A 24,822-nucleotide genomic window follows, 5' to 3' on the forward strand; every position below is an offset into this window, starting at 1 on the left:
TTCCTTCGATAACTCATATACGATAATCAGAGCACACGAGGAGGTGTCGATGAGCGGATACTGGCTCCGCCGGATCGAACGGCTCGATCCCGTGCGGGATCACCAGGAGATCTACCGGATATCGATCGGTTTCGAATTCCCCTGGGACTACCAGCGGGCACTGGAATTCGCGCTGTTCCGGACCTACTGCGTGCCCAGCATCTCCCAGTTGCTGGCCGCGACCGGTGAATTCGAACACCGCCCGCAGCGTCGTTACGACGACACCGCGCTCCTCATGGCGGAACTGGCGGAACACGGCTACGACTCACCTCGCGGCCGGGCCGCCCTCGGTGTGGTGAACCGGATGCACGGCCGTTACCGGATCAGTAACGACGACATGCTCTACGTGCTGTCCACTTTCGTCTACGACCCGATCGACTGGATCGACCGGTGGGGTTGGCGCAGGCTGCACGAAAACGAGCGGCTCGCCGCCTACCACTATTTCCGCGAGGTCGGCCGCCGGATGGGGATCAAGGACATTCCCGGTGGCTTCGCGGAGTTCCGCCGGTGGAAACTGGACTACGAGCTCCGGCATTTCCGGTATTCCGCGGACAACCACCGGATCGGCACCTACACGCTGGACCTGTTCTGTTCGTGGTTCCCCTCGCCGCTGCGCCCGCTGGTCTCCGCCGGTGCCCGCAGCCTGCTGGATCCGCTGATGCTGGAGGCGTTCGGTTTCCGTCCCGCACCCCGCTGGCTGGGCAAGGCGGTCCGGGGGGCGCTGCGGGCCCGGGCCATCGCCGTGCGGCCGCTCCCCCGCCGCCGCCGGTCGAAGCTGCTCCGCCCGGGCGCGACCCGCAGCTATCCCACATACCCCGTCGGCCAGACGCCGGAGGACCTGGGCGCCCCGCCGCCCCCGTCCGGCATCGACCCGGCACTGCTGAAGCGCCGCACCCCCACCGCCTGACCGCCTCGGCGGGTGCCGCACTTCCCGTGAAGTGCGGCACCCCGGCGGGACAGTCAGTCGTAGAGGGCGGCGATGTCGGGCGAGTAGCGGTCGTGGATGATCCGCCGGCGCAGTTTCAGGGTGGGCGTGAGCTCACCGGTCTCCGGTGACCACGCCGAGGGCAGCACCCGGTACCTCTTGATCTGCTCGGCCCGGGCCAGTTTGCCGTTGACCTCCTCCACGAGCGCGTCGAGTTCGGCGCGGACGGCCGGATGCGCGGCGAGTCCGGCCGCCGGCCCGGTGATTCCCCGCGCCGCGGCCCAGCCCGGCGCGGTCTCCTCGTCGAGCGTGATCAGCGCCGTCAGGTAGGGCCGGTTGTCCCCCACCGCGAGCGCGTACCCCACCAGCGGGTGGGCGCGGAGCAGCCCCTCGATCTTGGTGGGGGCGACGTTCTTCCCGCTCGAGGTGATGAGCAGTTCCTTCTTGCGGTCGGTGATGGTGAGGAAGCCGTCCTCGTCGAGGGTGCCGATGTCACCGGTGGCCAGCCATCCGTCCTCGTCGGTTTCCTTCCGGACCGTGCCGTCGGGCTGCAGGTAGCCGAGGAACACGATCGGCCCGCGGACGAAGATCTCGCCGTCTTCGGCGATCCGCACCTCCACCCCGGGCAGCGGCCTGCCGACCGTGCCGGGCTTGGCGTCGCCCGGGGTGTTGGCCGTGGCGCACCCGGTGGTCTCGCTCATCCCCCACACCTCGAGCACGTCGATCCCGGCGGAGGCGAGGAACTCGCGAACCGGTGCGGGCAGCGGGGCGGATCCGCTGACCGGCCAGGTGATCTGGTCCAGCCCGAGCTGGTGCACGATCACCGGCAGCGCCCCGGCCCGATCGCCTTCGGGCATCGACGCGAGCGCGGCCCTCAGGCCGCCCGCGATCTTCTCCCACACCCGCGGCACGCCGAAGAACGACGTCGGCCGGACCGCAGCGAGGGTGCCCACGACCTGCCCCGGATCCGCGCAGATGTAGATGTGGGTGGCCTCGTACAGCGCCCGGTAGATGGCCAGCTCGCGCTCGGCGATGTGCGCGAGCGGCAGATAGGCGATGGCGGGCTGGTGCTTGTCCACGGGGACGGCGCGGTTGAGCGCCACGGCCTCGTACAGCACGTTGTAGTGGCTGAGGACCACCGCCTTCGGATCGCCGGTGGTGCCCGAGGTGTACATCATCGCGACGGGCTGGTGCGGCTCGATGGCGTCGGTCAGCTTCTCCAGCACGGCCGGGTCCTGCTCGTGCAGGCGCGCGCCCCGTTCCCGCAGCCGCTCCCAGGACAGGAAGCGCTCGTCGTCCGGCAGCGGCACGTCGTCGACCACCACGACGTGGCGGATCGACGGGGTACCGGCCAGCGCCTGCCCCCACCGCTCGAGTTCGCCCGCCCCCTCCAGCACGACCACGGACGCGGCGGAATGCCGCGCCACGTAGGCGATCTGTTCGGGGCTGAGCGTGTGGTAGGCGGTGCACGAGATGGCCTGCACGTGGGCGGCGGCCAGATCGGCGATCCAGTGCTCGAACCGGCCGCCCATCATGATCAGCAGCCGCTCTCCCGGGGCCAGTCCGAGGGCCTGGAGCCCACGGGCCATCCCGGCGACCTGTTCGCGCAGTTCCGCCCAGCTCAGCGTCCGCGTCCCCGCGGTCAGCGCTCCCGCGCCGGGATACGACTCGGCGTTGCGCCGCAACAGCCCGGGCACCGTCAGCTGGGCGGCCTCGGCCGCGCATTCCGCCGCAAGGTTCATACTTGCTCCCTCTCGATCTACTCCGATCGTCAGAACGAGTGTTACGTATCATGGGTTACGTAACAAGGGTTATGAAAAAGGTGGGACACGATGTCACGGCGGGTACGCGATCCCCAGTCACGGGAACAGCTCGTGGAGGCCGCGTGGCGGCTGGTCGCCCTCCGCGGCCCGGCGGCGACCACGCTGCGCGCGGTGGCCGCCGAAGCCGGTGTCACAACCGGCGCCGTGACGCACTACTTCGAGGACAAGGCCGAACTGATGGCCGCGGTCCTGCGGCACAACAGCACGATCGCCACCGAGCGGGTACTGGCCGCGATCGAGGGCCGTCGCGGGCTGGCCGCGGCCGAACGCGCCACGCTCGCCCTGCTGCCGCTCGACGAGGTCCGGTTCCGCTGCTGGCAGGTGTGGCTCGCGTTCTGGTCACAGGCCCCCGGGCAGGTCCGGGGCGGGAGTTTCCTGGAGGGGTACCGGGAATGGGCCGACCACGTGGCCCGGCACCTGGCCGAGGCCATCGAGGACGGCGAACTGCCCGAGGGACTCGACCTGCGGTACGAGATCAACGTCCTGGGCACACTCGTGGCGGGTACCGGCCTGCTGGCCGGATCGGACGAGGCCGGGCGCAGCCAGATGCAGCGCCGCGCACGGCGGATCTTCGGCGAGCACTTCGCCGCGCTGAAGGGAAAATCGACCCTGCCGGGCGGTTGAGCGCCACGGTGTTCGACGGTGTGCCACGCACCGCCGCAGGTGCTAGTTGAGCGATGGGTCGCGCGGCTCGGCGGTGAGCAGGCGCGACCAGCGCCCGCCCGCGCGGCCGGGCGCGGGCAGGGCCAGATACGCCCACGCGGTCATGCCGTGCTCCTCGCGGATGATGCCCCAGGCGGAGGAGTCCTGCCCCTCGCCGCGCACGAAACCGGGGCGGTGGGGCGTGAGCAGTTCGGCGGCGCTGACGTCCAGCCGCAGGTAGTGCGGATCGCCTGCCCGCAGGAAGCACACCGTCACCGGCTCGGCTCCCAGCTCGAATGCCCCCACGCACAGTTCGTCGACGAACATCAGCACGCTCACCACCGTCTCCGGCTCGCAGTCGGAGAGCAGTCCACACACCACGTCCCGGACCCACCCGAGCTCGTCCCGGCCGGCAAGGCGCCGCCACACGATACGTTCCCCGCAAGGGAATTCGCTTCCCATCGCGCACCTCCATCGGCCGCTCGACGAGCGGTGCCTGTCGGTATACCCGCGGTGGCCGACGGTGAAACCCCTCGCCGGAACGACCTGGCGGGACCCACCGCATTGGGCAAGACTGGAGGACATGACGGAGCAGACGGCACCCCCGGCCGAGCACCCCGGCCCCGATGGCATGGCGCTGACCGAGGTCCTGAGCTCCGTGGTCCGCACCCTCGAGCCCGAACCGAGTGTCACGCGCACCGTGGAACACATCGTGCGCGCGGTCGCCGCCACGGTGCCGGGCACCGAGTTCGCCGGGGTCTGCCTGCTGGAATCGGGCCGGATCCGCTCGGTGGCGCCCACCAGTGAACTCGTGGCCCGCTTGGACGAGCTCCAGCAGGAACTCCAGGAGGGTCCCTGCCTCGACGCGGTGTTCGACGAGACCGTCTACCGCACCGGCGACATCGGCCGCGATCCCCGCTGGCCCAAGTACGGTCTCGCGGCCGCCGGGCTCGGCATCCGGTCCATGCTCGGCATCCGCCTGTTCACCAGCTCGACCAACCTGGGTGCGCTGAACCTGTTCTCGACCGCGACGGATGCCTTCGACACCGGCGCCGAACAGGTGACGGACCTGTTCGCCGCGCACGCGGCGGTGGCGCTCGCCGGCTCCCGGCGGCAGGAACAGCTCAGGCACGCGCTCAACACCCGCGACACCATCTCGATGGCCAAGGGCATCCTGATGGAGCGTCACCACGTCGACGCCGACCGCGCTTTCGGCCTGCTGGTGCAGGCCTCGCAGCGCGCCAACCGCAAGCTCCACGACATCGCGCAATGGCTCGTCCACGAGGCCAACGAAGGCCGCGGCGACTGACGCCGCCCGGCGTGGGCCCCGCACGCGGCGGAGCCGACCGCCTAGCGTTCCTCGGCCGCAAGGCGCTCGAGGACCCGGTCCGAGAGGGCGGCCAGGGTCTCCACCTGTTCGGGGGTCAGGGCGTCGAAGACCAGCCGCCGGACGGTTTCCACGTGCTTCGGCGCGGCGCCCTCGATGGCCTCGCTCCCGGCGGAGGTGAGCACGACGAAGGCGCCGCGCGCATCGGATCGGCACTCTTCGCGGGCGACGAGCCCCCGTTTCTGCATCCGGGCCAGGTGGTGGGACAGCCGGCTCTTCTCCCACTGCAGCTCCCGCGCCAGTTCGAAGATCCGGACTCGCCCGTCGGGCACGTCGGTCAGCGCGACCAGCACCGCGAAATCGGAGTAGGACAGCTCGGAATCGGCCTGCAGTTGCCGGTTGAGGCGGGCGGTGAGCTGGGCCTGCATCGCGATATAGCCGCGCCAGGCACGCTGTTCGGGCTCGGTGAGCCACCGGGGCTGGGTCGTCACCTCCGCAGTGTACGCGGAATAGTTGATACATCATCCATGTTGTAGGTGAGTAGATGACACATCAACCAGCAAGGAGGTCCCCATGACCGCCACCACCGAGTACCCCCGGCTGACCGGCACCTACGAGCTGGACCCCGCCCACACTCGTCTCGGCTTCGTCGCCCGGCACGCGATGATCACCAAGGTGCGCGGCGCGTTCAACGAGTTCACCGGGACCGCCAGGATCGACGGCGACCACCCGGAGCAGTCGGGCGCCACGGTGACCATCAAGGCCACCAGCATCGACACCCGCAACGCCGACCGCGATGCCCACCTGCGCAGCAACGACTTCCTGAAGATGGACGAGTACCCGGAGATCACCTTCCGGTCGACGAAGATCGAGCAGACCGGCGACGACACGTTCGACGTGACCGGTGAGCTCACCATCCGCGGCGTCACCCGCCCGGTGACCGTGCCGTTGACCTACGAGGGCAGCGCACAGGACCCGTTCGGCAACACCCGGATCGGCTTCGAGGGTTCGGCCACGATCAACCGGAAGGACTTCGGCATCACCTGGAACGCCGCGCTGGAGACCGGCGGCGTGCTGGTCGGCGACAAGGTGGTCCTGGAGTTCGAGATCTCGGCCATCAAGCAGGCCTGACCCGGGCGCACTACAGTCCGCATCCGGAAAGGCACGAGTTCGGCGACGGAGGCGGGTGCGATGAACGGATGGCGGGCCGGAGGCTTCCTCTCCGCGGATGAGCTGGCGGACCGGCTGCCGGAGCGGGTGTTCGTGCTGACCCTGCCCGCCCACGCCCCCACCGCACCCGGGATCGAGATCTGGGCGAGCAGGCGCGGTGACCGCATCCTGCTCGCCTTCTCCTCGCTCGAGGTCCTCACCGCCGCCTGTGGCTCCGGGCAGCCCTGGACCAGGCTGTCCCGTGACGAGCTGAGCCGCCTGGCGGCCGCGATGGACGCCAACCTGGTGGGCCTGGACGTGGCACCCCCGGAAGGCCATCGCTATCCCGGACCGGGCGGCACCGGCAACGCCGGCACCGTGCCCGGACCACCGTCGGTGCTCTACCTCGCCTCCCGCCCGATGCGCGCGGCCGGCGACCAGGTCGAACTCGAACTGCAGCGGGATCCGGAAGGCCGGTTGATGGTGCTCGCCTACACCTCCACCGACGAACTGGTCCGGGGCGCCGGAGCCGGGCAGGGCTGGGTGGCCATCCCGGCGCACCAACTGGGCGAAGCCGTCGCCGCCGCGAAGGCCTACGGCGTCCTCTTCAACCCGGCCCTGCCCTGACCCCCCGTGGGAGGGGTTGGGGTGAGTCGTGCAGGGACCCTTCACGGCCAAATCGGCTGTGAAGGGACCCTTCACGGCCAACGCCCCTTAGGCGGCGGTTTCCAGGGCACGGGCGGTGAGGACGCGGGCCAGGTGCGCCCGGTACTCGGCGGTGGCGTGCGGTTCGCTCACCGGGCTGGTGCCCTCGGCGGCCAGCGCCGCCGCGTCCGCGATCGACGCTCCGCCGGCCAGCGCCTCCTCGGTGGCCGTGGCCCGGACGGGGGTGCCCGCCATGTTGATCAGGCCGACCGCCCCGCCCACCACGGCGACCCCGGCGATGGCCCAGTCGATGGCCCGGCGGGTGAACTTCTCGAAGCCCCAGCCGACCCCGGCCCGCGCGGGCACCCGGATTTCCGTGAGCAGTTCGTCCGGTTCGAGCGGCGTGGTGAACGGCCCGAGGAAGAACTCTGCGGCCGGGATCTCCCGCTGCCCGGACGGACCGCGGGCCACCAGGACGCCGTCGGCGGCCAGGATCGCGGCGGGCAGGTCGGCCGCCGCGTCCGCGTGGGCCAGCGAGCCGCCGATCGTGCCGCGGTGCCGCACCTGCTGGTCGCCCACCACGCCCGCGACGTGCGCCAGCAAGGGCGCGTGCTCGCGCAGCACGCCGTCGTGGTTCAGGTCGTGGTAACGCGACAGCGCGCCGATGGCGACCGTGTCGCCTTCGAGCCGGACGTAGCGCAGCTCGTCGATCGGGGCGATGTCGACCAGCACCTCGGGGACGGCGAGCCGCAGTTTCATCAGCGGCAGCAGCGAATGCCCGCCCGCCAGCAGCTTCGCGTCGTCGCCGTGCTCGCCCAGCAGTGCCAGCGCTTCGTCCACAGTGGACGCACGACGGTAGGTGAACTGTGCGGGGATCACCGGTCGACCTCCTGCCCCGACGCGTCGATCACGGCGCTGACGATGTTGTGGTAACCCGTGCAGCGGCACAGGTTCCCCTCCAGCCCGACCCGGACCTCCTCGCGCGTCGGCTTCGGGTTGTGCTTCAGCAGCGAAACCGAGGCCATGATCATGCCCGGGGTGCAGAACCCGCACTGCAGGCCGTGCTGTTCGCGGAACGCGCGCTGCACCGGGTGCAACTCGCCGTCCTCGCCGTTCAGCCCCTCCAGCGTGGTGACCTGGTGCCCGTCGGCCTGCGCCGCGAGCACGGTGCAGGACTTCACCGATTCGCCGTCGAGCAGGACGGTGCAGGCGCCGCAGGAGGTGGTGTCACACCCGATGTTGGTCGCGGTCAGCCCCGCGGTCTCCCGCAGGAAGTGCACCAGCAGGGTGCGGTCCTCGACCTCCTCGGACACGGTGCGCCCGTTGACCTCGATCGTGACCTTCACTTGAGTTCACCTTTCGCTTCCGCCAGCGCTTCCCACACTCGCAGCGGGGTCGTCGGCATGTCGAGATGGCGCACCCCGAGGTGCGCCAGGGCATCCACCACCGCGTTGTGCACCGCGGGGGTCGAGCCGATGGTCGCGGCCTCGCCGATGCCCTTGACCCCCAGGGGGTTCAGGGTGGTCGGGGTGACCGAGTCGACCAGTTCGAAGTCCGGCAGCTCGGTGGCCGTGATGAACGAGTAGTCGGCCAGCGTGGCCGTGGTGGGGTTGCCGTCGGGGTCGTAGTTCATGACCTCGAGCAGCGCCTGCCCGATGCCCTGGCCCAGCCCGCCGTGCCGCTGGCCCCGGAACGTCAGCGGGTTGATCACCGGTCCGGCGTCGTCGGCGGCGATGATCCGCTTGACCGTCACCTTGCCCGTTTCGGTGTCCACTTCGACCACCGCGAGGTGGGACCCGAAGGGGAAGGTCGGGGCGCCGTCACCGAACCACACGTCGGAGGACAACGCCCCCTCTTCGGCGTGCGCGGCGAGCTGCGCCCAGCTGATCGTGCCGCTGGACGGGGCGCCCTTGACCTGCCACACGCCCTCGTCCGCGTTCAGCTCGAGGTCGTCGGGCGAGGCCTCCAGCAGGTCCGCGGCGATCTCGCGGGCCTGGGCGATCACGTTGTCGGCGGCCCTGCGCACCGCGGAGCCGCCCAGCTGCAGCGAACGGGACCCGAAGGTGCCGATCGCCTTGGGCACCTCGTCGGTGTCGCCGTGGCGGATGGTGATCTTCTCCATCGGGATGCCGAGCTGGTCGGACAGCAGCATCGCCAGCGAGGTGTCCAGCCCCTGCCCGTGCGGGGAACTGCCGGTGTAGGCGGTCACCGAGCCGTCCGGGTTGATGTCCACCCGGCCGCTCTCGCCGCCGTTGTCGCCACCGGTGATCTCGACGTAGCTGGCGATTCCCAAGCCGAGCGCGACCTTCTCGCCCGCTTCGCGGCGGCGGCGCTGCTCGGCCCGCAGCTCGTCGTAGCCCGCGGCTTCGAGCACCTTGTCCAGTGCCTGCTCGTACTGGCCGCTGTCGTAGTTCGCACCGGTGGGAGTCCGGTAGGGGAACTCCTCGGGGCGGATGAAGTTGATCCGCCGGACCTCGGCCGGGTCGAGCCCGATTTCGGCCGCGAAGAGGTCGATCCCCCGCTCGATCGCCGCGGTGGCCTCCGGCCTGCCCGCGCCGCGGTAGGCCGCGATCGGCGTCGTCGTGGTGACCACGGCGCGGCTGGCCGCCTCCACCTTCGGGAAGTGGTACACCCCGGACGCCATCAGCTCGGTCAGCGTCGGCAGGAACGTCGCGCGCGGATAGGCGCCCGCGTCCTGCACGACCTCCAGCCGCACCACCTCGATCGTGCCGTCCCGGCGCCCGCCGAGGGTGATCGTGTTCTGCTGGGCCCGGCCGTGGGTCATGCTGGTGAGGTTCTCGCTGCGGGTCTCCGCCCAGCGGACCGGCCGTCCGCACCGCTTCGACGCCCAGCCGAGCACCACCGGCTCGGGATCCGCGCCGATCTTCGCCCCGAAACCGCCTCCCACGTCGGGGGTGATCACGCGGACCAGTGCCTTGTCCACCCCCAGTCCGGCGGCGATGGCGGTGCGGCCGATCTGCGCGTTCTGGGTGGACAGCCAGACCGTCAGCCTGCCGTCGTCCCCCCACGCGCACGCCGCCCCGCGCACCTCCAGCGGCGCGGGCGCGACCCGCTGGTTGACGATGGTCTGTGAGACCACGACCTCGCAGCCGTCGAACGCGTGCTCATCGAGCGTGGCGCCGTGCACCTGCACGAGGTTGCTGCCGTGGTCCGGGAAGAGCAGCGTCTCGTCCGAGAGCGCCGCGTCGATGCTGGCGACCGCGTCCAGCGGGTCGTAGTCGATGTCGATCAGCTCGGCCGCGTCGTCGAGCTGGTACCGGTGCTCGGTGAGCACCAGCGCGACCGGTTCCCCGACGTAGCGCACCACCTCACCGGCGAGCCACGGCTCGCTGACGGGAGGGACCGCCCTCGGGGCGAGGTCGAGATCGGTGGCGGTGTACACCGCCACCACTCCGGGCGCCTCCAGCGCCGCGGAGGTGTCGATCGAGGTGATCCGCGCGTGCGCGATGGGGCTGCGCACGAACATCGCGTGCACGGCGCCGGTGAGCGCCTCTTCACGCAGATCCTCGACGTAGGTACCGCCCGTCGTGATCAGCTTCTGGTCCTCGATCCGGACCACCCTGGTGCCGACGATACTCAATCTGGCCTCCAACTCCGGCTACTCGCCAGATCATGCCTTCATCGGCCACCGTACGTCCCGGTGGGTGGTTTTTGTTCTCTGGGGCCGGTTTTTCAGGAGTGGAAAGATCGCCAGGCCAGTGTGGCCGCCAGGCCGAGACCGGCCAGCCCGATCGCGACGCGCAACGGTGTGGCGGGCAGCCTGCGCACGATCGCGGGCCCGATCCAGGAACCGGCGACGGAACCGAGGCACAGCACCGCGGCGGCGGCCCAGTCCACCTTGCCGGTGAAGGCGAACACGACGGCGGCGATGAAGTTGGCCGCGCCGGTGGCGATGTTCTTCGCCGCGTTGGAGCGGGCCAGCGACTGGGCCCAGACCGTCGACAGCAGCGCCAGCATCAGCACGCCCGCCGCGGCCCCGAAGTAGCCGCCGTACACCGCGACGGCGAACGCGGCGAGGCCCGCGGCCGGGCCGAGCCCGTGCGCCTCGGTCCGCGTGGACAGCCTCCGCAGGCGCGGTCCGAGGAACAGCAGCACCGAAGCGCCGGCGATGAGGAAGGGCACGATCGCGGTGAACGCGCCGGAAGGGGTGAGCAGCAGCAGCGCCGCGCCGACGGCCCCACCGGTCGCGGTGATCACGCACAGCGCCTTGAGCCGGGCGCGCTGCCCGGCCAGTTCGGGGCGAGAACCCGCCGCCGCGCCGACGGTGGTGCCGAGCAGGGCGACGGTGTTGGTGACGTTGGCCGTCACGGGGGCGAGCCCGACCGCCAGCAGGGCGGGATAGGACACCAGCGAGGCCAGTCCCGCGATCGACCCGGTCAGTCCGGCACCGATTCCGGCGAACAGGAGGAAGAGCAGGGTCAGCGGTTCGACGGTCATGATCCGTCGAGTATCGCCACCGCCGCACCGTTTGACGCACCCTCTGTGCCCGAAACCACTGACGGCGCGCGGGGCTCGCGCCGGTTCCCGTGAGGGGACCCCTCACGGGACCGCGCTGTCCGCGCGGGGCCTTCACGCGCGGGAGTAGAACGTGTTCTACTGGAGGGATGGCGAGGAGGTTTTCCGTGCGGTTTGGCATCGTGTTGTTCACCAGCGATCGCGGCATCTCCCCGGCCGCCGCCGCCCAGGCGGCCGAGGCTGCCGGGTTCACGTCCTTCAGCGTGCCCGAACACACCCACATCCCGGTCAGGCGCGAATCCGCGCATCCCCGCACCGGCGACGCGACCCTGCCCGACGACCGGTACCTGCGCACCCTCGACCCCTGGGTCGCGCTGGCCACCGCCGCCTCGGTGACCAGCACCATCCGGCTGTCCACCGCGGTCGCCCTGCCGGTCGAGCACGACCCGATCACGCTGGCGAAGACGATCGCCTCCCTCGACCACCTCTCCGGCGGCCGGGTCACCCTCGGCGTGGGATTCGGCTGGAACGTCGACGAGATGACCGACCATGGGGTGCCGCCGGGCCGCCGCCGCACCATGCTGCGCGAGTACCTGGCCTCGATGCGGGCACTGTGGACCGAGGAAGAGGCCGCCTACGAAGGCGAGTTCGTCCGTTTCGGACCGTCCTGGGCCTGGCCGAAACCCGTGGGCGCGGTACCCGTGCTGCTCGGCGCCGCCGGTACCGGCAAGAACTTCGCCTGGATCGCGCGCTCGGCGGACGGCTGGCTCACCACGCCCGTGGAAGCCGATCTGCCGCCGAAGATCCGGCGGCTGCACGAGCAGTGGGACCAGGCGGGCCGCGACGGCAGCCCCGAAATCGTGGTTTTGGCGGGCAAACCGGACCCCGAAGCCCTCGCCGCCTGGGAGGACCTCGGGGTCACCGAGGTGGTGTTCGGGCTACCCGACCGGTCCGAAGAGGAGGTCCGCGCCTACCTGGAACGCCTGGCGGGCAAGCTCGGCCTTCACTCCGCCGCCCCCTCGGTCAACGGAAGCAGGACCTGAAACCGGGTGTCGCCGGGCTCGGACTCGACGCGCAGATCGCCCTGGTGGCGCCCCACCACGATCCGCCACGAGATGTCGAGGCCGAGCCCCGTGCCCTTGCCGACGGGCTTGGTGGTGAAGAACGGCTCGAAGATCCGCTGCCGGTGCTCGGCGGTGATCCCGGGGCCGGTGTCGCCGATCTCCACCAGCAACCGGTCGCCGGACATCCCCGTGCGCACGGTGAGCCTGCCGTGCCCCTCCATGGCGCCCACCGCGTTGTCGATCAGATTGGTCCAGACCTGGTTGAGCTCTCCGGCATAGGCGGGCACGGACGGCAGCGAACGGTCGTAGTCCTTGACGACCTCGATCCCGTCCCCGATCTTGCCGCCGAGCATGACCAGAGTGGAATCCAGGCCCTCGTGCACGTCGATCCACTGGTGCGGCGCGCGGTCCATCTGGGAGTACTGCTTCGCCGCGCCCACCAGCGCCGAGATCCGGGTCGTCGAATCCTCGATCTCGCCCATCAGCATCTCGGTCTCCAGCGCGTAGGCCAGCCAGCGCACCGCGCCGTCGATGAGCGACTCGCCCACCGAGTCGAGCACCTGGTCGAGGCTGTCCGCGGTGAGCCCGGCGGCCACGAAGATCGGTGCCAGGTCCCAGCCCTGCTCCAGCCCGTGGCCGGTGAGCCAGTCGGAGATCTCGTCCTCGCGGTCGGCCTGCTGCATCGCGGTCAGCTGCGGGGCCGAGGTCACCTGCTTGACCAGGCTCTCCTGCACGTCGATCAACTGTTCCAGCAGATCCGGGTCGATGTCCTTCTTCGCCAGGGCGGCGAGCTTGTGGCGCATCCCCGCGACCCGCTCCCGCAGGGCCGCCGTGGCGCGCACGGCCGCGGCGGCGGGATTGTTGAGCTCGTGGGTCAGGCCCGCCGACAACTCCCCCAGCGCGAGCAGACGCCGCCGCGCGCCGATGAGCGCGTCGGTGTTGCGCCAGCCCAGGTACGAGCCCTGCAGCAGGTGCGTCGCCATCGGGAACCAGCTGCGGAACCGCTCGGCGAACTCCTTGGCGGGCAAGGCGAGGAAGGTCAGTTCGCTCACCGCGTCCACGCTGGCCGCGTAGAACTGCTGGTTCTGCGCGTAGAAGAACTGCGTGGCACCGCAGTACGCGCCGCGCTGGTCCGAGCGCAGCATCTCGACCTCACCGCCGGCGCCGTCCTGTTTGGTCATCCGCAGGGCACCGGAGAGCAGGACGTAGAAGCAGGTCGCCGGATCGCCTTCACGGACGATCCGCGTGCCACCCTGGTAATGCTCGACGACCGCGTGCTCGAGGATCCAGTCGAGCTGGGCGTCGGACAGTTCGGCGAACAGGAACAGTTCCCGCAGGGACTCGCGGGTCGGCCTCGTCTCGGCAGCCTCACTCATCGCTTCTCCAGTGTCTTGCGGGACACCCGCACCCGGTCGGCCCGATGATCAGCTGCGCGATTGTCGATCATCGGGCCTCCAGGTAACGATGCACGAGCGTAACGGCCATGGCCCCTTCGCCGACGGCCGAGGCGACCCGCTTCACCGACTGGGACCGCACGTCTCCGGCCACGAACACGCCCGGGATCGACGACTCCAGATGGTAGGGATCCCGATCCAGCGGCCACCCCGGCGGGCGGCGCCCGTCGACGAGTAGATCAGGGCCTGTGCGGACGAAACCGTGCTCGTCCCGCACCACGGCGTCGCCCAGCCAGTCGGTGCGCGGGGCCGCGCCGATGAAGACGAACAGGTGGCTGGCTGGCACGGTCTCGAAATGCCCCTGCCCGTCACACAGGGTCAGCTGTTCCAGGTGCTCCTCGCCGTGGGCGCGGACCACCGTGGTGTGCGTGCGGACGTGCACGTTGTCGATCGCTTCGAGCTGCTCGATCAGATAGTGCGACATCGACGCCTGCAGTGACTCGCCCCGCACGACGAGGGTGACGTCCCTGGCGTAGCGGGAGAAGAACACCGCCGCCTGGCCCGCGGAGTTGGCGCCGCCGACGATGTAGACGTGCCGGTCCTCGCACTCCGGCGCCTCCGTGGCCGCCGAGCCGTAGTAGACGCCGCGCCCGGTGAGTTCGGCGACGCCTTCGGCCTCCAGCGCCCGGTAGGACACGCCGCTGGCGAGCACCACCGCGTGGGAGGCGATCTCGGTGCCGTCGCCGAAGGTGATCACCCGGGCGGAGCCGCGCACCTGAAGGCCCACCACGTCGCGCGCGGTCAGCACCTCGGCGCCGAACTTCTGCGCCTGCCGCCGGGCGCGGTCGGTCAGCTGCGCCCCGGAAACCCCGTCGGGGAACCCGAGGTAGTTCTCGATCCGGGAGCTCTGCCCCGCCTGGCCTCCCGTGGCCTTGCGCTCGACGAGCACCGTGCGCAGGCCCTCCGAAGCGCCGTAGACCGCGGCACCGAGACCGGCCGGACCACCGCCCACCACCACCAGGTCGTAGAACGCCTCCGCCGGGCGCGTGGACAGGCCGACGGCGTCGGCGATCTCCTCGCCAGAGGGTTTGCGCAGCACCGTCCCGTCCGGGGTCACCAGCACCGGGATGTCGGCGGCGGTGGCGTCCGCCGCCTCCAGCAGCCGCTGCGCCTCCGGTTCGCCCGCGGAATACCAGCGGTAGGGCACCGAGTTGCGGGCCAGGAAGTCCCGCACCTGGTAGGAGGGCTGCGACCAGCGGTGCCCGACCACCTTCGTCTCGGCGACCGGCCGGTCTCCCGCCACGCGCCACGCCTCGACCAGCGCGTCGACCACCGGGTAGAGCTTCTCCTCCGGCGGATCCCACGGCTTGAGCAGGTAGTGGTCGACGTCGACCACGTTGATCGCCTGGATCGCGGCGTCGGTGTCGGCGTAGGCGGTCAGCAGCGCACGGCGGGCGTGCGGGAACAGGTCCATCGCCTGCTCCAGGAAGGTGATGCCGTCCATGTTCGGCATCCGGTAGTCGGCGAGGATCGCCGCGACGGCGTCCCCGCGGAGTTTGATCTCCCGCAGGGCGTCCAGCGCGTCGGCCCCCGAGCCGGCACGGACCACGCGGTAGTCCTGTCCGTAGCGGCGGCGCAGATCCCGTGCCACCGAACGAGACACGGCCGGATCGTCGTCGACGGTCAAGAGAATGGGCAAGCTCACGGCGAAACCCTACGGGCTTTCCGGCGGTCAGTCGATCGTATGACCGCCGTTGACCGTGATGCGTTCGCCATTGACGAAACTCGCGCGCTCCGACGCGAGGAAGCAGACCGCCGCCGCGATCTCGTCGGGCCGCCCGAACCGTCCCAAGGGGACATCCGCGACATACTCGGCGCGACTCTCCTCCGGCACGCCCTCGTGCCGTTCGACCGGGATCCACCCCGGGGCCACGAGGTTCACCGTGATGCCCCACGGGCCGAGCTCGCGGGCCCAGCTGCGGGTGAGCCCGATCTGCGCACCCTTGGCCGCGCCGTAGGCCGACCACCGCGGCAGGCCGCGTTCGAAGATGTCCGAGCCGATCTGGATGATCCGGCCGCCGCGGTGGGCCTTCATCCCCGGCAGGACGGCCTGCAGCAGCAGGGTCGGACTCTTGACGAAGAACTCGAGCTGGTCCAGGTGCGCCCGCCAGGTCAGCTCCTCGACCGCGATCTCGCCGTGCGGGCCGGTCGCGTTGACCACCAGGACGTCGACCGGGCCGAGGCGTGCCTCGACCTCGGCGACCAAGGCGGGCACGGCCTCCTCGTCGGTGACGTCGGCGGCGAAGGACTCCGCCGTCCCGCCCGCGGCGCGGATCTTGCCGACCACCACCGAGGCCCCGGCGGCGTCGGACCGGTAGTTGACCGCCACCGGCCGCCCGTCGGCGGCCAGTGCCCGCGCGATCACCGCCCCCAGTCCGCGCGAAGCACCCGTCACCAGCGCTACACCCTGTTCCCCGGCCACTCACCCCTCCTCGTCGTCACCCGTCCCCGGCACGATAGCGGGAAACCCGCCCGGTGAAGGCCGACCCGCGACGGGCCGGAGGCCGACGGCCATAATCGTTCCCGTGCCCGGAAAGACCCGCGACGACCTGCGCGCCGACTGTTCCCGCTGCTTCGCCCTGTGCTGTGTGGTGCCGGCGTTTTCGGCCTCCTCGGACTTCGCGGCCGACAAGCCGCCGGGCACGCCCTGCACCAACCTGCGCCCGGACTTCCGCTGTTCCATCCACGACCGGCTGCGCGAGCGCGGTTTCCCCGGCTGCACCGTCTACGACTGCTTCGGTGCCGGGCAGAAGGTCGCACAGGTGACCTTCGGCGGCCGGGACTGGCGGCAGGCCCCGGAGGAAGCGGAACGGATGTTCGCGGTCTTCCCGGTCGTGCGCGACCTGCACGAGCTGCTGTGGTACCTGCACCACGCGGCGAACCTCCCCGGCGCCGCCGAGGTCCACACTGGACTGGAACGGGCGTTCGCCGAGACGGAACAGCTTACCCTCGGCGAACCCGGCGCGCTCCTGGCCGTCGACGTCGCCGCGCACCGCCGGAAGGTGAACGCGCTGCTGGTCCGGGCGAGCGAACTGGTGCGCGGGAAACAGGAGAAGGTCAACCTCCGCGGTGAGGACCTCATCGGCCGCGACTTCCGCAAGGCCGACCTCACCGCCGCCAACCTGCGCGGCACCCGCCTGCTGGGCGCCGACCTGCGGGGGGCCGTCCTGCGGCTGGCCGATCTCACCGGCGCCGACCTCCGGGGCGCGGACCTGCGGGGGGCCGATCTGAGCAGCACCCTGTTCCTCACGCAGGCGCAACTCGACGCGGCCCGCGGTGACCAGTCCACGCGGATCCCGGAGACGCTGGCCCGGCCGGCGCACTGGACGCGCTCTACGAGCACGTGATCGTCCCGCCTTCCCCAGCGAGAGTCGCACGCTCAGCCGCTTGAGTCCCCTGTTTGGCCGGGTGGGATGCCCCTGAAGGTCGCCTTCAGGGGCATAAACGCCCTCAAGGTCACCTTGAGGGCGCAACGTGTCGAATTCAGCGAGTGTGGCGCCAGGACAGCTCGACGAGTGCGGTGAGGCGCCGCTCGTCCACCTTCGCCGGGTCGAACCGCACGCCCAGGCGCCGGGTTCCGCGGGTGACCTCGCCGAAGACGGCGGGGTCCTCCGCCACGACGGCGGTGGCTTCCTCCTCGCCCAGCGCGAGTTGCACGTACCCGTCCTTGTCCACGCCGGCGAAGCCCTTGTCCCGGACCCGGAAGGCCACCATCCGGAAGTGTGTGCCCTCGGTCACCCCGGGCAGCGCCAGCGCGATGCGGCGCAGGTCGGCCACGGTGCTCATCGTCGTCCCCTTCACTCGGCTTCCCGGCGCCCTGTCCGCACGGCGCGGCGGGACGCGCCCGGACCGCTGAGTATTCTGTCCGGGTGTCGCGACCAGAGCGGGCCGCCCCCGACGAGCACCCCAGCGGTGCGCTGGAACAGATCATCGCCCAGCGGGTGCGGGAGTTCCGCCTCGCCAAGGGTGTGTCGATGACCGAACTCGCCCGCCGAACCGGCATGTCCAAGGCCATGCTGTCCAAGATCGAAAACGCGCAGACCTCGTGCAGCCTGTCCACGCTGTCGAGGCTGGCCGAGACGCTCGACGTGCCGGTCACCGCCCTGTTCCGGGGGGTCGACGCCGAACGGGAGGCGGTGTTCACCCCGGCGGGCCGGGGCTCGCAGATCGTGCGTCGCGGCAGCGACGTCGGGCACCTGTACCAGCTCCTGGGCGCGCTGCACGGCGAGCACAAGCGCATCGAACCGCTGCTGGTCACCCTCACCGAGGCCAGCGAGGTCTTCCCGCTCTTCCAGCATCCGGGCACCGAGTTCCTCTACGTGCTGGAGGGCGTGATGGTGTACGGCCACGGCCGGGCCCGCTACGAGATGCGTCCCGGCGATTCGCTGGTCTTCGACGGGGAGGGCCCGCACGGGCCGGTCGAACTTCTCGAACTGCCCATCCGCTTCCTCACCGTCACCGCGAACGGGCACCTCGACTGAGCCTGCCTTGAACGCTTGCCTTGACGTCGGCGTCAATGTTTAGGCTCGGCTCCATGCGGATCGGTGAACTGGCCCGGCGGACCGGAACGACGACCCGGGCCCTGCGGTTCTACGAGGCACAGGGCCTGCTCGAGGCACCGAGGTCGGCCAACGGCTACCGGGAGTACGACGAGAGTCACCTCCGCATGGTCAACGAGATCCTGACCTTGCAGGGGTTCGGACTCAGCCTCGACGACACGCGCCCGTTCGTGGCGTGTCTGCGCTCGGGGCACGAAAGCGGCGATTCCTGTGCCGATTCCCTCGAGGTCTACGAGCGCAGGCTCGCCGAGGTCGACGCCTGCCTCGACCGGCTCGGCGCGATCCGCGCGGGCCTGCTGGCCAAGCTGGAACAGGCGATTGCACGCCAGCCGCACCCGTGCAAGGTCTCCCCCCGTGAGGAGTTGTGATGCCCCCCGCCACCGGACCGGCTGTCGCCGCCGAGGTCACCAGCGTGACCAGCGAAACCTTCGAGCGTGAAGTACTCGCCCACTCCACCCCCGTCCTGCTGGAGTTCTGGGCGGAGTGGTGCGGCCCGTGCCGGATGCTCAACCCGGTACTCGACGAGATCGCCCGGGAGCGGGCGGGCAGCCTGGCCGTCCGCAAGATCAACTCGGACGAGAACCCGGACGTGGCCCGCGACTACCAGGTGATGGCCGTGCCCACGATGATCCTCTTCTCCGACGGGCAGCCGCGGCAGGTGATCGTGGGGGCCCAGCCGAAGGCACGCCTGCTCGCCGCGATCGACGCCGCTCTCGCCTGAGCCTCAGCTCGGGAAACGCACCTGGACCCGGGAAAGCGTTTCCCGCACGTTGTCCTCACTGGTCAGCTCGCGGGCCTCGGGGACGGTGACCCACCGCAGCGGCGCGTCGGGCTTTTCCGGGCGCGCCGCGGCGGGCTCAGCGGTGGCGAGGACGAATCGCAGGTCGGCGTGTTCGTGCGCGGGTTCGGTGTCACTGGCGGGCACCGGGACCACCACCACGTGCACGAGACCGGCCTCCGGCCAGGGCACCAGATCCGTCAGGCCGGTCTCTTCCCGGCCCTCGCGCAGGGCGACACCGAGGGGATCACGCTCGCCGGGGTCCGCGTGCCCGCCGATCTGCAGCCAGGTCTGCTGGCGGCGGTGCCATCGCAGCAGCACACGGCGGCTTTCCGGGTGCACGACGAGCGCGGAAGCGGTGGCGTGCAAGGGAAGGGAGCGCTGCCACGGGTCCGGCTCCGCCGCCACCAGCGCGCGGAGCATGACCACGTCCCCGGCCTCCGCGGCGTCCGCGGGCCGGTACTCCGACAACAACTCCTCGATACCCACGCGGCGAGCCTAGCTCACACCGAGAAGGCGTTGATCTTCGTCGGGGTGACGCGGATGACCACGCGGCGGATCTCGTCCGGCTCCGGGGGCGCTTCCCCGCCGAGGTACTTGTGCGACAGCCGTGACGGAAGCTTCTTGTCCGGGTCGTCCTCCAGTTCGGCGATCCCCCGGATCTCCACCGAGTGGTACGGGTTCGCGGCGTCGAAGACGGTCACGCTGACCCTCGGGTCGGCGGCGATGTTGCGGACCTTCTGGCGGCCCCCCGCCGAAGAGAACAGCAGCGTGTCGCCCTCCCGCAGCACCCAGATCACCGAAGCGTGCGGTGCGCCGCCGGGGCCTGCCGTGGCGAGCGTGGCGAAGGTCCGCTCGTCGAGCAGGGCGCGGGTCGCGTCGTCGAAGGTGGCACTCATGACTTGCTCCTTAGGGCACTTTCTGTAACAGAAGCCATGATCTGTCACTGGAGCCAGGAGCGGAAGAAGGCACTTTCCTGTCACAGAGGAACACCGGTGTGACCTTCCGGATGGCCGGTCTCTTCACGGCTCAACGCCACCCAGTGGAGCTTCTCCTGTTCACGGCGGGGCAGTCCCGCGACGACGAGGTCGTAGGAATCTTCGACCATCTCGCGCAGGAGCCGGTCCGGAACCGAGCCGTCGATCACCACGGTGTTCCAGTGCCGCTTGTTGAGGTGGTAGCCGCCGGTGATCGCCGGATACGCCGTCCGCAGTTGCACGGCCAGATCCGGCTCGCACTTCAGGCTCACCGACAGCGGTTTGCCCGTCAGGCGGCTGAGGGCGAAGATCTTCCCGGCGACCTTGAACACACTGGTGCCCTCGTCGAACGGAAACTCCTCGCGGGCACCGGGAAAACTCAGGCACAGCTTCTTGAGGGCGGCAGGCGTCATGCCCGCACCCTAGAGCCTGTACCCGGCGACCTCCTCGCGGTGGCTCGCCGGTCAGGTCCGGCGGGCGCGGGTCGCGAGGCGGTCGGCGAAGGCGATGACGAGGTCGCGCAGTTCGCCGGGGCGCTCGATGACGAACGGCCGGTCGAGGGAGGCGAGGACCGAAGGCAACCAGTCCAGCCGCTCCGCCCGCAGCCGGACGCGCAGCCAGCGCCCGCCCGCCGGATCGACCGCGGAATCGGCCGCGGGATCAGCTTCTTCGTCGGCATCCGCGTCGGTCGCGGGCTCCACGCTCGCCACGCTGGCGGGGAGCACGCCCCGGATCCCCTCGACGGTCCCGTGGACGCGCAAGATCACCTCGTGCCGGTACGCGGCCGTGGCGAACCCGGACAGCACGCGCTGCGCCGGGTCCTGCCCGGCGGGTGCCTCGAACGAGCCGGGCAGGGTCCTCGCGTCGGTGATGCGGTCGAGCCGGAAGGTCCGGTCCTCGCCGAGTTCGGGATCCGTGCCGGTGACGTACCAGCGGCCCGAATGGGCGACGATCCCGAACGAGTGCAGCGTGCGCTCGCTGCGCCTGCCGCCGCGGTCGGTGTACCTGATCGAGACCGGCCGGCGATGGCGCACCGCGTCGGCGATGGTCAGCAGGACTCCGGCATCCGGCGTGGGGAACTCCCCGGCCGGTTTCGTGAAGGCGAGGGATTCCAGGAGCGTGTCGAGCCGCCGGGCGAGTCGCTCGGGCAGCACGCGCCGGATCTTGGCCGCCGCGGTCTCGCTCGCGGTTTCCACCGTCGTCACCAACCCCGTGCGACGCCCGGCGACCAGGCCAAGCAGCACCGCGAGCGCCTCGTCGTCGCTGAGCATGAGCGGCGGCAAGCGGAAGCCGTGAGCGAGGCGGTAACCGCCGTAGCGGCCGCGCACCGCCTCGACGGGCACGTCGAGGTCGATCAGCTGGTTCACGTACCGCCGCACGGTGCGGCCGTCGACGCCGAGCCGGTCGGCGAGTTCGGCCATCGTCCGGGTGCCGCCCGACTGCAACAGCTCCAGGAGGGTGAGCACGCGGCCGGTGGGGCGGGACATGATCCGAGCCTACCGCGAATACTGGACCTGTTCTGTCCACTATTTGTTCTAGCGTGCGAAGTACCCAGACTCCACGACCGCAGGGAGAACACCATGGACTTCGTCTCGATCCGGATCATCACCGGCGACGTCGCACGCCTCGTCGAGTTCTACGAGAAGGCCACCGGGGTGACGGCGACCTGGTTCACCGAGGACTTCGCCGAGCTCAACACCCCCCACGCCACCCTCGCCATCGCCGGCACCCGCACTGTGCCACTGTTCGCGCCCGGCTCCTCCCGCCCGGCCGACAACCACAGCGTGATCCTCGAGTTCCTGGTCGACGACGTGGACAGCGTTTACCGGAACCTGGCGGGCGTGGTCACCGACTTCGTCACCGAACCGACCACGATGCCCTGGGGCAACCGGTCGCTGCTCTTCCGCGACCCCGACGGCAACCTCGTCAACTTCTTCACCCCGGTCACCCCGGCGGCCATCGCGAAGTTCGGCCGCTGACGACCGGGAGCGGGAGCCCCGGCACCGGGGCTCCCGCTCAGGCGGGCTTGCGCACCAGTCCGGTGAAACCGGCGACGAACAGGGTGACGAACGCCCAGGCCAGCGCCTGCAGCACCCAGGTCGCGGCCACCACGAACTGCCCGCCGGGGACACCGGTGTCGAGCCGGCATCGCTGCAGCGCGTCCGTCTTCACCAGTGGCGCCGCACTGTCCAGCGCCAGCCCGATCTGGTCCACCAGCGCACAGGTCCCGGAAGCACCGGCACGGACCACGAGCCCCGCCGGGCCCGCGACCCCGGCGATCAGCAGCACGGACACCACCAGCACCCCCAGCCACCACAGCAGTGCCATCGCGGGCCGGTACCCGTAGCCGACGGTGAGCCCGGTGAGGCGATGCCACACCCGGCCGCGAAGGCCCAGTTTGCCCCGCCGCAGCAGATCCCGCTCCCGCGCGAGGTGGATCCGCCGGACGTCGCGCTCGTGCCCGGCGGCGCGATGCGCGGCCGCCAGCTGGAAGTACGGCTGACTGGTGTAGTGCGTGGTACGCAGGGAGAGCAGCTCCAGCCACTCGTCCAGACTCGCCTTCCGCGGGAGGCCGTGGTAGGTCAGGCCGTCCAGCCGGACCAGTCCGGGAGTGAACGACAGGGGCAGCAGCAGGTCCCCGGCCACGCTCACCTCCGAAGCGTTGAGCACGAGCTGTCCCGGCTCCGCGGTGAAGGCGTGCCCGCCGTCGCAGACGAGCCTGCCGCCGATCCGTGCCCCGACGAACCGCAGGGTGCCCGTGTCGTGATGCCCCTCGGCGTGGAAGCCGCGGTTGAGCATGAGGTTGCTGCCGGTGCGCAGGTAGTCCGCCACCAGGGCCGGTCCCGCCGGGTTGACCAGCCACGCCGCGGTGAGGTTGAGCTGGCTGCCCAGCACCGCCCCGGAGAGCCGGATCGTGCCGCGCGGTCCCCCGCCCTCGGCGCGGAACCCGTCGCTGAGGAACAGTCCTGCCCCGGTCGTCAGGTTGTTGCCGTGGAAGGCGGGGCCGTCGGGATGGGTGTTGGTCAGGTGCGCCCCCGACAGGTCGAGCACGCTGCCGATGGCTGCCCCGCCGAAGTTGACCGTGCCCTCCGGGCTGTCACTGTCGAGCCGGACCCTGGCCAGCATCACGCTGCGTTCGATCTTCGCTTCGTAGGCCACGACGTTCGTGCCCACCAGCCCCGAAAGGTCCACAGTGGACAGTCGACTGCCCGTCAGCCGTATCGTTTCGCCGGTCCGGCAGTCCAGCAGGTGCAGCGGAAGACTGCTCTCCACGTCGCTGAGGTCGAGACCACCGTCGATCAGGGCACCCCGCAACCGGATGCCGCGCGGATCCGGCGCACCGCCGCCGGGCCAGGGAAAACCGTCGAGGAGCAGCGCCCGGACCACCGAGCCCCGGATGGTCTGCTCCGCGGCACCGGTCAGATCGAGCTGCCTGCCGCCCAGCACCGTGTCGACGAGCCGCCGTTCGGTCCGGGTCAGGTCCGCCAAGGTGAAACCCACGCGGGGCAGCCTAAGGGAAAAGGGGCGCGGTCCTGCCCGCACCCCTTTTCCCTAGCGTCTTTCAAAGCGGCGGAGCCGCTTGCTGTGGGCCGTCAGCTTGCACCGGCGCGGGTTCTGACGTGGTTCCTCGCAGAAACGACACTGCCAGCTCCGACAGCGTTCAACACGGTGAATTGGCATTCATGAGGAGGAGATCCCACAGCTTTACAGGTCCTGGGTCAGCAGGCGCCGTTGTCGGTCCATACCCCGGCCGCACCGCCGGGGATGTCGCCGTAGGTCCACCACTTGGCCGTCCAGCTGTGCCCGTTGTAGGACACCACCGCCCCTCCGGTGTAGGCCGTGGTCGCGTTCCAGGGCGCGGCCGCGCAGCTGTTACCCGGTGGCGTGGTCGTGGGCGGGGTGGTCACCGGCGGGGTGGTCACCGGCGGGGTGGCGCCCGCGAACCGCGCGGTGAACTTCGTGAAGTCCCAGTCGTTCTGCGGCACGTTGCTGCAGATTCCGTTGTCCGCGCTCGCCCCGCAGGCCCGGTCGCGGTTGACCGACCAGAAGGTGAACCGGCCGAGGCCGTGGCCGGTGGCGTAGTCCAGCACGGTCTGGAAGTCCGACTGGTAGAAGTACTCCGCGGCGTCGGATTTGCCGTTCATGCCGGAAAATCCCTCGTGCGCGTACGCGGTGGCGCTGTCCCAGCCGAGGTGGTTCATCAGCAGGGTGTGGAACGCCTCCAGCGCGGCGGTCTGGCTGGCGGCTCCGGAGAACCCGCCGTCGAAGGGCATGATCGAGAAGTTGTCCGGGGTGAAGCCCAGCCCCTTGGCCTTGTCCAGCAACTGGGTGCCGAACCAGCCCGTCCCGGCGGAGGTGCCCGGCATGGTCACCGACACGAACAGCCCGGGGTTGTTCCGCTGCAGGATCTGCGCCGCCCCCAGTTCGTTGGTCATCGCGGCGTCGTTTTCGTACTCCGGCTCCTCCAGGTCGAAGTCGATGGCCCGCAGCCCGTACCGGTCGATCACCTGTTGGTAGGCGGCGGCGGTGTCGGCCGGGTTCGCGCAGGTCTGCCCCAGTTTCGTGCCGCCGTAGCCGCCGACGGACACCGAAACGTCGCCGCCCGCCGCCCGGATCCGGTCGATGACACCGGCGACCGCGGTGTCCGAAGAGACGGCGGAGGTGCCGTCCCAGGTAGGAGTGCACCCGCCGCCGCTCGGCGCGAGGATGAAGGCCAGCTGGAAGGCCTTCTGGCCGGTCGCGGCCATCACCGCGACCGGATCCGGCGGGTTGTTGCTCTGGGGCATCAGGTACGGCGCCGACGCGTACCAGTTGCTGCTCAGGGCTGTTCCGGCCGCGGCCGAAGCCGCCGAATGGCCTGCGATGGCGAGAGCGGCGCCCGCGGCCACCGCCGCGGCCGCAACGACTGAGGCGATCCTTTGACGGTGCACTGGTCCTCCTCGTGTGACGGGAGTTGCGCTCTT

Annotated in this window: 28 protein-coding genes; 11 read left to right on the plus strand and 17 right to left on the minus strand. The window is 70.6% G+C overall.

Annotation, left to right across the window (positions count from 1 at the left end; genetic code table 11):
* Positions 1-49 precede the first annotated feature (49 nt).
* Complete coding sequence (locus tag ORV05_RS19345; RefSeq protein ID WP_268440937.1) at positions 50-946, plus strand: oxygenase MpaB family protein; 897 nt, start codon at positions 50-52, stop codon at positions 944-946.
* Between the two features lie 53 nt (positions 947-999).
* On the opposite strand, the gene ORV05_RS19350 is transcribed toward ORV05_RS19345, so the two are convergent.
* A complete protein-coding gene (locus tag ORV05_RS19350) occupies positions 1,000-2,706 on the minus strand; it encodes an AMP-dependent synthetase/ligase (protein WP_268440939.1) in 1,707 nt (568 codons plus the stop codon).
* 90 nt (positions 2,707-2,796) lie between these two features.
* On the opposite strand from ORV05_RS19350, the gene ORV05_RS19355 reads away from it, so the two are divergent.
* Positions 2,797-3,411, plus strand: a complete 615-nt coding sequence (locus ORV05_RS19355; RefSeq protein ID WP_268440941.1) for a TetR/AcrR family transcriptional regulator — start codon at positions 2,797-2,799, stop codon at positions 3,409-3,411.
* A gap of 42 nt (positions 3,412-3,453) precedes the next feature.
* On the opposite strand, the gene ORV05_RS19360 is transcribed toward ORV05_RS19355, so the two are convergent.
* On the minus strand, positions 3,454-3,858 hold the full coding sequence (locus tag ORV05_RS19360) for a hypothetical protein (RefSeq protein WP_268440943.1): 405 nt from the start codon (positions 3,856-3,858) through the stop codon (positions 3,454-3,456).
* Positions 3,859-4,012: 154 nt separating this feature from the next.
* Here ORV05_RS19360 and ORV05_RS19365 point away from each other — a divergent pair, with 154 nt between their 5' ends.
* Entirely contained in the window at positions 4,013-4,738 is a 726-nt protein-coding gene (locus ORV05_RS19365) for a GAF and ANTAR domain-containing protein (protein WP_268440945.1), read from the plus strand.
* Positions 4,739-4,779: 41 nt separating this feature from the next.
* On the opposite strand, the gene ORV05_RS19370 is transcribed toward ORV05_RS19365, so the two are convergent.
* The gene (locus ORV05_RS19370; protein WP_268759820.1) at positions 4,780-5,184 is read right to left on the minus strand and encodes a MarR family winged helix-turn-helix transcriptional regulator; all 405 of its coding nucleotides are present in this window, start codon (positions 5,182-5,184) and stop codon (positions 4,780-4,782) included.
* Between the two features lie 145 nt (positions 5,185-5,329).
* Between ORV05_RS19370 and ORV05_RS19375 the strand changes: the two genes are divergently transcribed.
* Together ORV05_RS19375 and ORV05_RS19380 are read left to right on the plus strand one after the other, a co-directional pair.
* Positions 5,330-5,887 (plus strand): YceI family protein, encoded by a 558-nt coding sequence (locus ORV05_RS19375; RefSeq protein WP_268440947.1) that lies wholly within the window; start codon positions 5,330-5,332, stop codon positions 5,885-5,887.
* Between the two features lie 60 nt (positions 5,888-5,947).
* A complete protein-coding gene (locus ORV05_RS19380; RefSeq protein WP_268440948.1) occupies positions 5,948-6,532 on the plus strand; it encodes an SAV_915 family protein in 585 nt (194 codons plus the stop codon).
* 87 nt (positions 6,533-6,619) lie between these two features.
* Here ORV05_RS19380 and ORV05_RS19385 read toward each other — a convergent pair whose 3' ends face one another.
* The 4 genes from ORV05_RS19385 to ORV05_RS19400 all read right to left on the minus strand — a co-directional run bounded on the left by ORV05_RS19385 (position 6,620) and on the right by ORV05_RS19400 (position 11,008).
* On the minus strand, positions 6,620-7,429 hold the full coding sequence (locus tag ORV05_RS19385; RefSeq protein WP_268440950.1) for an FAD binding domain-containing protein: 810 nt from the start codon (positions 7,427-7,429) through the stop codon (positions 6,620-6,622).
* Positions 7,426-7,896: a (2Fe-2S)-binding protein gene (locus tag ORV05_RS19390; protein WP_268440951.1), complete on the minus strand. Its 471-nt coding sequence runs from the start codon at positions 7,894-7,896 to the stop codon at positions 7,426-7,428. Before ORV05_RS19390 ends, ORV05_RS19385 begins: the two co-directional genes overlap by 4 nt.
* The gene (locus ORV05_RS19395) at positions 7,893-10,151 is read right to left on the minus strand and encodes a xanthine dehydrogenase family protein molybdopterin-binding subunit (RefSeq protein WP_268440952.1); all 2,259 of its coding nucleotides are present in this window, start codon (positions 10,149-10,151) and stop codon (positions 7,893-7,895) included. The genes ORV05_RS19390 and ORV05_RS19395 overlap by 4 nt, the downstream gene beginning before the upstream one ends.
* Before the next feature lie 92 nt (positions 10,152-10,243).
* Entirely contained in the window at positions 10,244-11,008 is a 765-nt protein-coding gene (locus tag ORV05_RS19400; RefSeq protein WP_268440954.1) for a sulfite exporter TauE/SafE family protein, read from the minus strand.
* Positions 11,009-11,193: 185 nt separating this feature from the next.
* On the opposite strand from ORV05_RS19400, the gene ORV05_RS19405 reads away from it, so the two are divergent.
* Complete coding sequence (locus tag ORV05_RS19405) at positions 11,194-12,069, plus strand: LLM class F420-dependent oxidoreductase (RefSeq protein WP_268440956.1); 876 nt, start codon at positions 11,194-11,196, stop codon at positions 12,067-12,069.
* Here the strand turns inward: ORV05_RS19405 and ORV05_RS19410 are convergent.
* From ORV05_RS19410 to ORV05_RS19420, 3 genes are all read right to left on the minus strand, one after another.
* A complete protein-coding gene (locus ORV05_RS19410; RefSeq protein WP_268440958.1) occupies positions 12,030-13,466 on the minus strand; it encodes an ATP-binding protein in 1,437 nt (478 codons plus the stop codon). The two genes, ORV05_RS19405 and ORV05_RS19410, sit on opposite strands and share 40 nt — an antisense overlap.
* Before the next feature lie 67 nt (positions 13,467-13,533).
* The gene (locus ORV05_RS19415) at positions 13,534-15,189 is read right to left on the minus strand and encodes an FAD-dependent oxidoreductase (RefSeq protein WP_268440959.1); all 1,656 of its coding nucleotides are present in this window, start codon (positions 15,187-15,189) and stop codon (positions 13,534-13,536) included.
* Positions 15,190-15,216: 27 nt separating this feature from the next.
* Positions 15,217-15,966: an SDR family NAD(P)-dependent oxidoreductase gene (locus tag ORV05_RS19420; RefSeq protein WP_268440961.1), complete on the minus strand. Its 750-nt coding sequence runs from the start codon at positions 15,964-15,966 to the stop codon at positions 15,217-15,219.
* A gap of 103 nt (positions 15,967-16,069) precedes the next feature.
* Here ORV05_RS19420 and ORV05_RS19425 point away from each other — a divergent pair, with 103 nt between their 5' ends.
* On the plus strand, positions 16,070-16,891 hold the full coding sequence (locus ORV05_RS19425; RefSeq protein WP_268440963.1) for a pentapeptide repeat-containing protein: 822 nt from the start codon (positions 16,070-16,072) through the stop codon (positions 16,889-16,891).
* A gap of 136 nt (positions 16,892-17,027) precedes the next feature.
* Here ORV05_RS19425 and ORV05_RS19430 read toward each other — a convergent pair whose 3' ends face one another.
* A complete protein-coding gene (locus ORV05_RS19430; RefSeq protein WP_268440965.1) occupies positions 17,028-17,330 on the minus strand; it encodes an MmcQ/YjbR family DNA-binding protein in 303 nt (100 codons plus the stop codon).
* A gap of 83 nt (positions 17,331-17,413) precedes the next feature.
* Between ORV05_RS19430 and ORV05_RS19435 the strand changes: the two genes are divergently transcribed.
* The 3 genes from ORV05_RS19435 to trxA are packed head-to-tail and all read left to right on the plus strand — an operon-like array spanning position 17,414 to position 18,824.
* The gene (locus ORV05_RS19435; RefSeq protein ID WP_268440967.1) at positions 17,414-18,025 is read left to right on the plus strand and encodes a helix-turn-helix domain-containing protein; all 612 of its coding nucleotides are present in this window, start codon (positions 17,414-17,416) and stop codon (positions 18,023-18,025) included.
* A gap of 53 nt (positions 18,026-18,078) precedes the next feature.
* The gene (locus ORV05_RS19440; protein WP_268440969.1) at positions 18,079-18,471 is read left to right on the plus strand and encodes a MerR family transcriptional regulator; all 393 of its coding nucleotides are present in this window, start codon (positions 18,079-18,081) and stop codon (positions 18,469-18,471) included.
* Positions 18,471-18,824, plus strand: coding sequence for a thioredoxin (trxA, locus tag ORV05_RS19445; RefSeq protein WP_268440971.1), 354 nt, complete (start codon positions 18,471-18,473; stop codon positions 18,822-18,824). The genes ORV05_RS19440 and trxA overlap by 1 nt, the downstream gene beginning before the upstream one ends.
* Before the next feature lie 3 nt (positions 18,825-18,827).
* On the opposite strand, the gene ORV05_RS19450 is transcribed toward trxA, so the two are convergent.
* The 4 genes from ORV05_RS19450 to ORV05_RS19465 all read right to left on the minus strand — a co-directional run bounded on the left by ORV05_RS19450 (position 18,828) and on the right by ORV05_RS19465 (position 21,345).
* Positions 18,828-19,370 carry an NUDIX hydrolase gene (locus ORV05_RS19450; RefSeq protein WP_268440973.1) on the minus strand — a complete coding sequence of 181 codons (543 nt, stop codon included), beginning with the start codon at positions 19,368-19,370 and terminating at the stop codon, positions 18,828-18,830.
* 14 nt (positions 19,371-19,384) lie between these two features.
* Positions 19,385-19,780 (minus strand): PPOX class F420-dependent oxidoreductase, encoded by a 396-nt coding sequence (locus tag ORV05_RS19455; RefSeq protein ID WP_268440975.1) that lies wholly within the window; start codon positions 19,778-19,780, stop codon positions 19,385-19,387.
* An 80-nt stretch (positions 19,781-19,860) separates the two neighbouring features.
* A complete protein-coding gene (locus ORV05_RS19460) occupies positions 19,861-20,271 on the minus strand; it encodes an MmcQ/YjbR family DNA-binding protein (protein ID WP_268440977.1) in 411 nt (136 codons plus the stop codon).
* Between the two features lie 51 nt (positions 20,272-20,322).
* On the minus strand, positions 20,323-21,345 hold the full coding sequence (locus ORV05_RS19465; RefSeq protein ID WP_268440979.1) for a helix-turn-helix transcriptional regulator: 1,023 nt from the start codon (positions 21,343-21,345) through the stop codon (positions 20,323-20,325).
* A 93-nt stretch (positions 21,346-21,438) separates the two neighbouring features.
* Between ORV05_RS19465 and ORV05_RS19470 the strand changes: the two genes are divergently transcribed.
* On the plus strand, positions 21,439-21,837 hold the full coding sequence (locus tag ORV05_RS19470) for a VOC family protein (protein WP_268440981.1): 399 nt from the start codon (positions 21,439-21,441) through the stop codon (positions 21,835-21,837).
* 37 nt (positions 21,838-21,874) lie between these two features.
* Here the strand turns inward: ORV05_RS19470 and ORV05_RS19475 are convergent, their stop codons facing one another.
* Positions 21,875-23,359, minus strand: a complete 1,485-nt coding sequence (locus tag ORV05_RS19475) for a hypothetical protein (protein WP_268440983.1) — start codon at positions 23,357-23,359, stop codon at positions 21,875-21,877.
* A gap of 218 nt (positions 23,360-23,577) precedes the next feature.
* Positions 23,578-24,789 carry a chitinase gene (locus ORV05_RS19480; RefSeq protein WP_268440985.1) on the minus strand — a complete coding sequence of 404 codons (1,212 nt, stop codon included), beginning with the start codon at positions 24,787-24,789 and terminating at the stop codon, positions 23,578-23,580.
* Between the last annotated feature and the right edge of the window lie 33 nt (positions 24,790-24,822).

Source organism: Amycolatopsis cynarae (genome assembly GCF_026802195.1).
In the GTDB taxonomy this organism is placed as follows: domain Bacteria; phylum Actinomycetota; class Actinomycetes; order Mycobacteriales; family Pseudonocardiaceae; genus Amycolatopsis_E; species Amycolatopsis_E rhizosphaerae.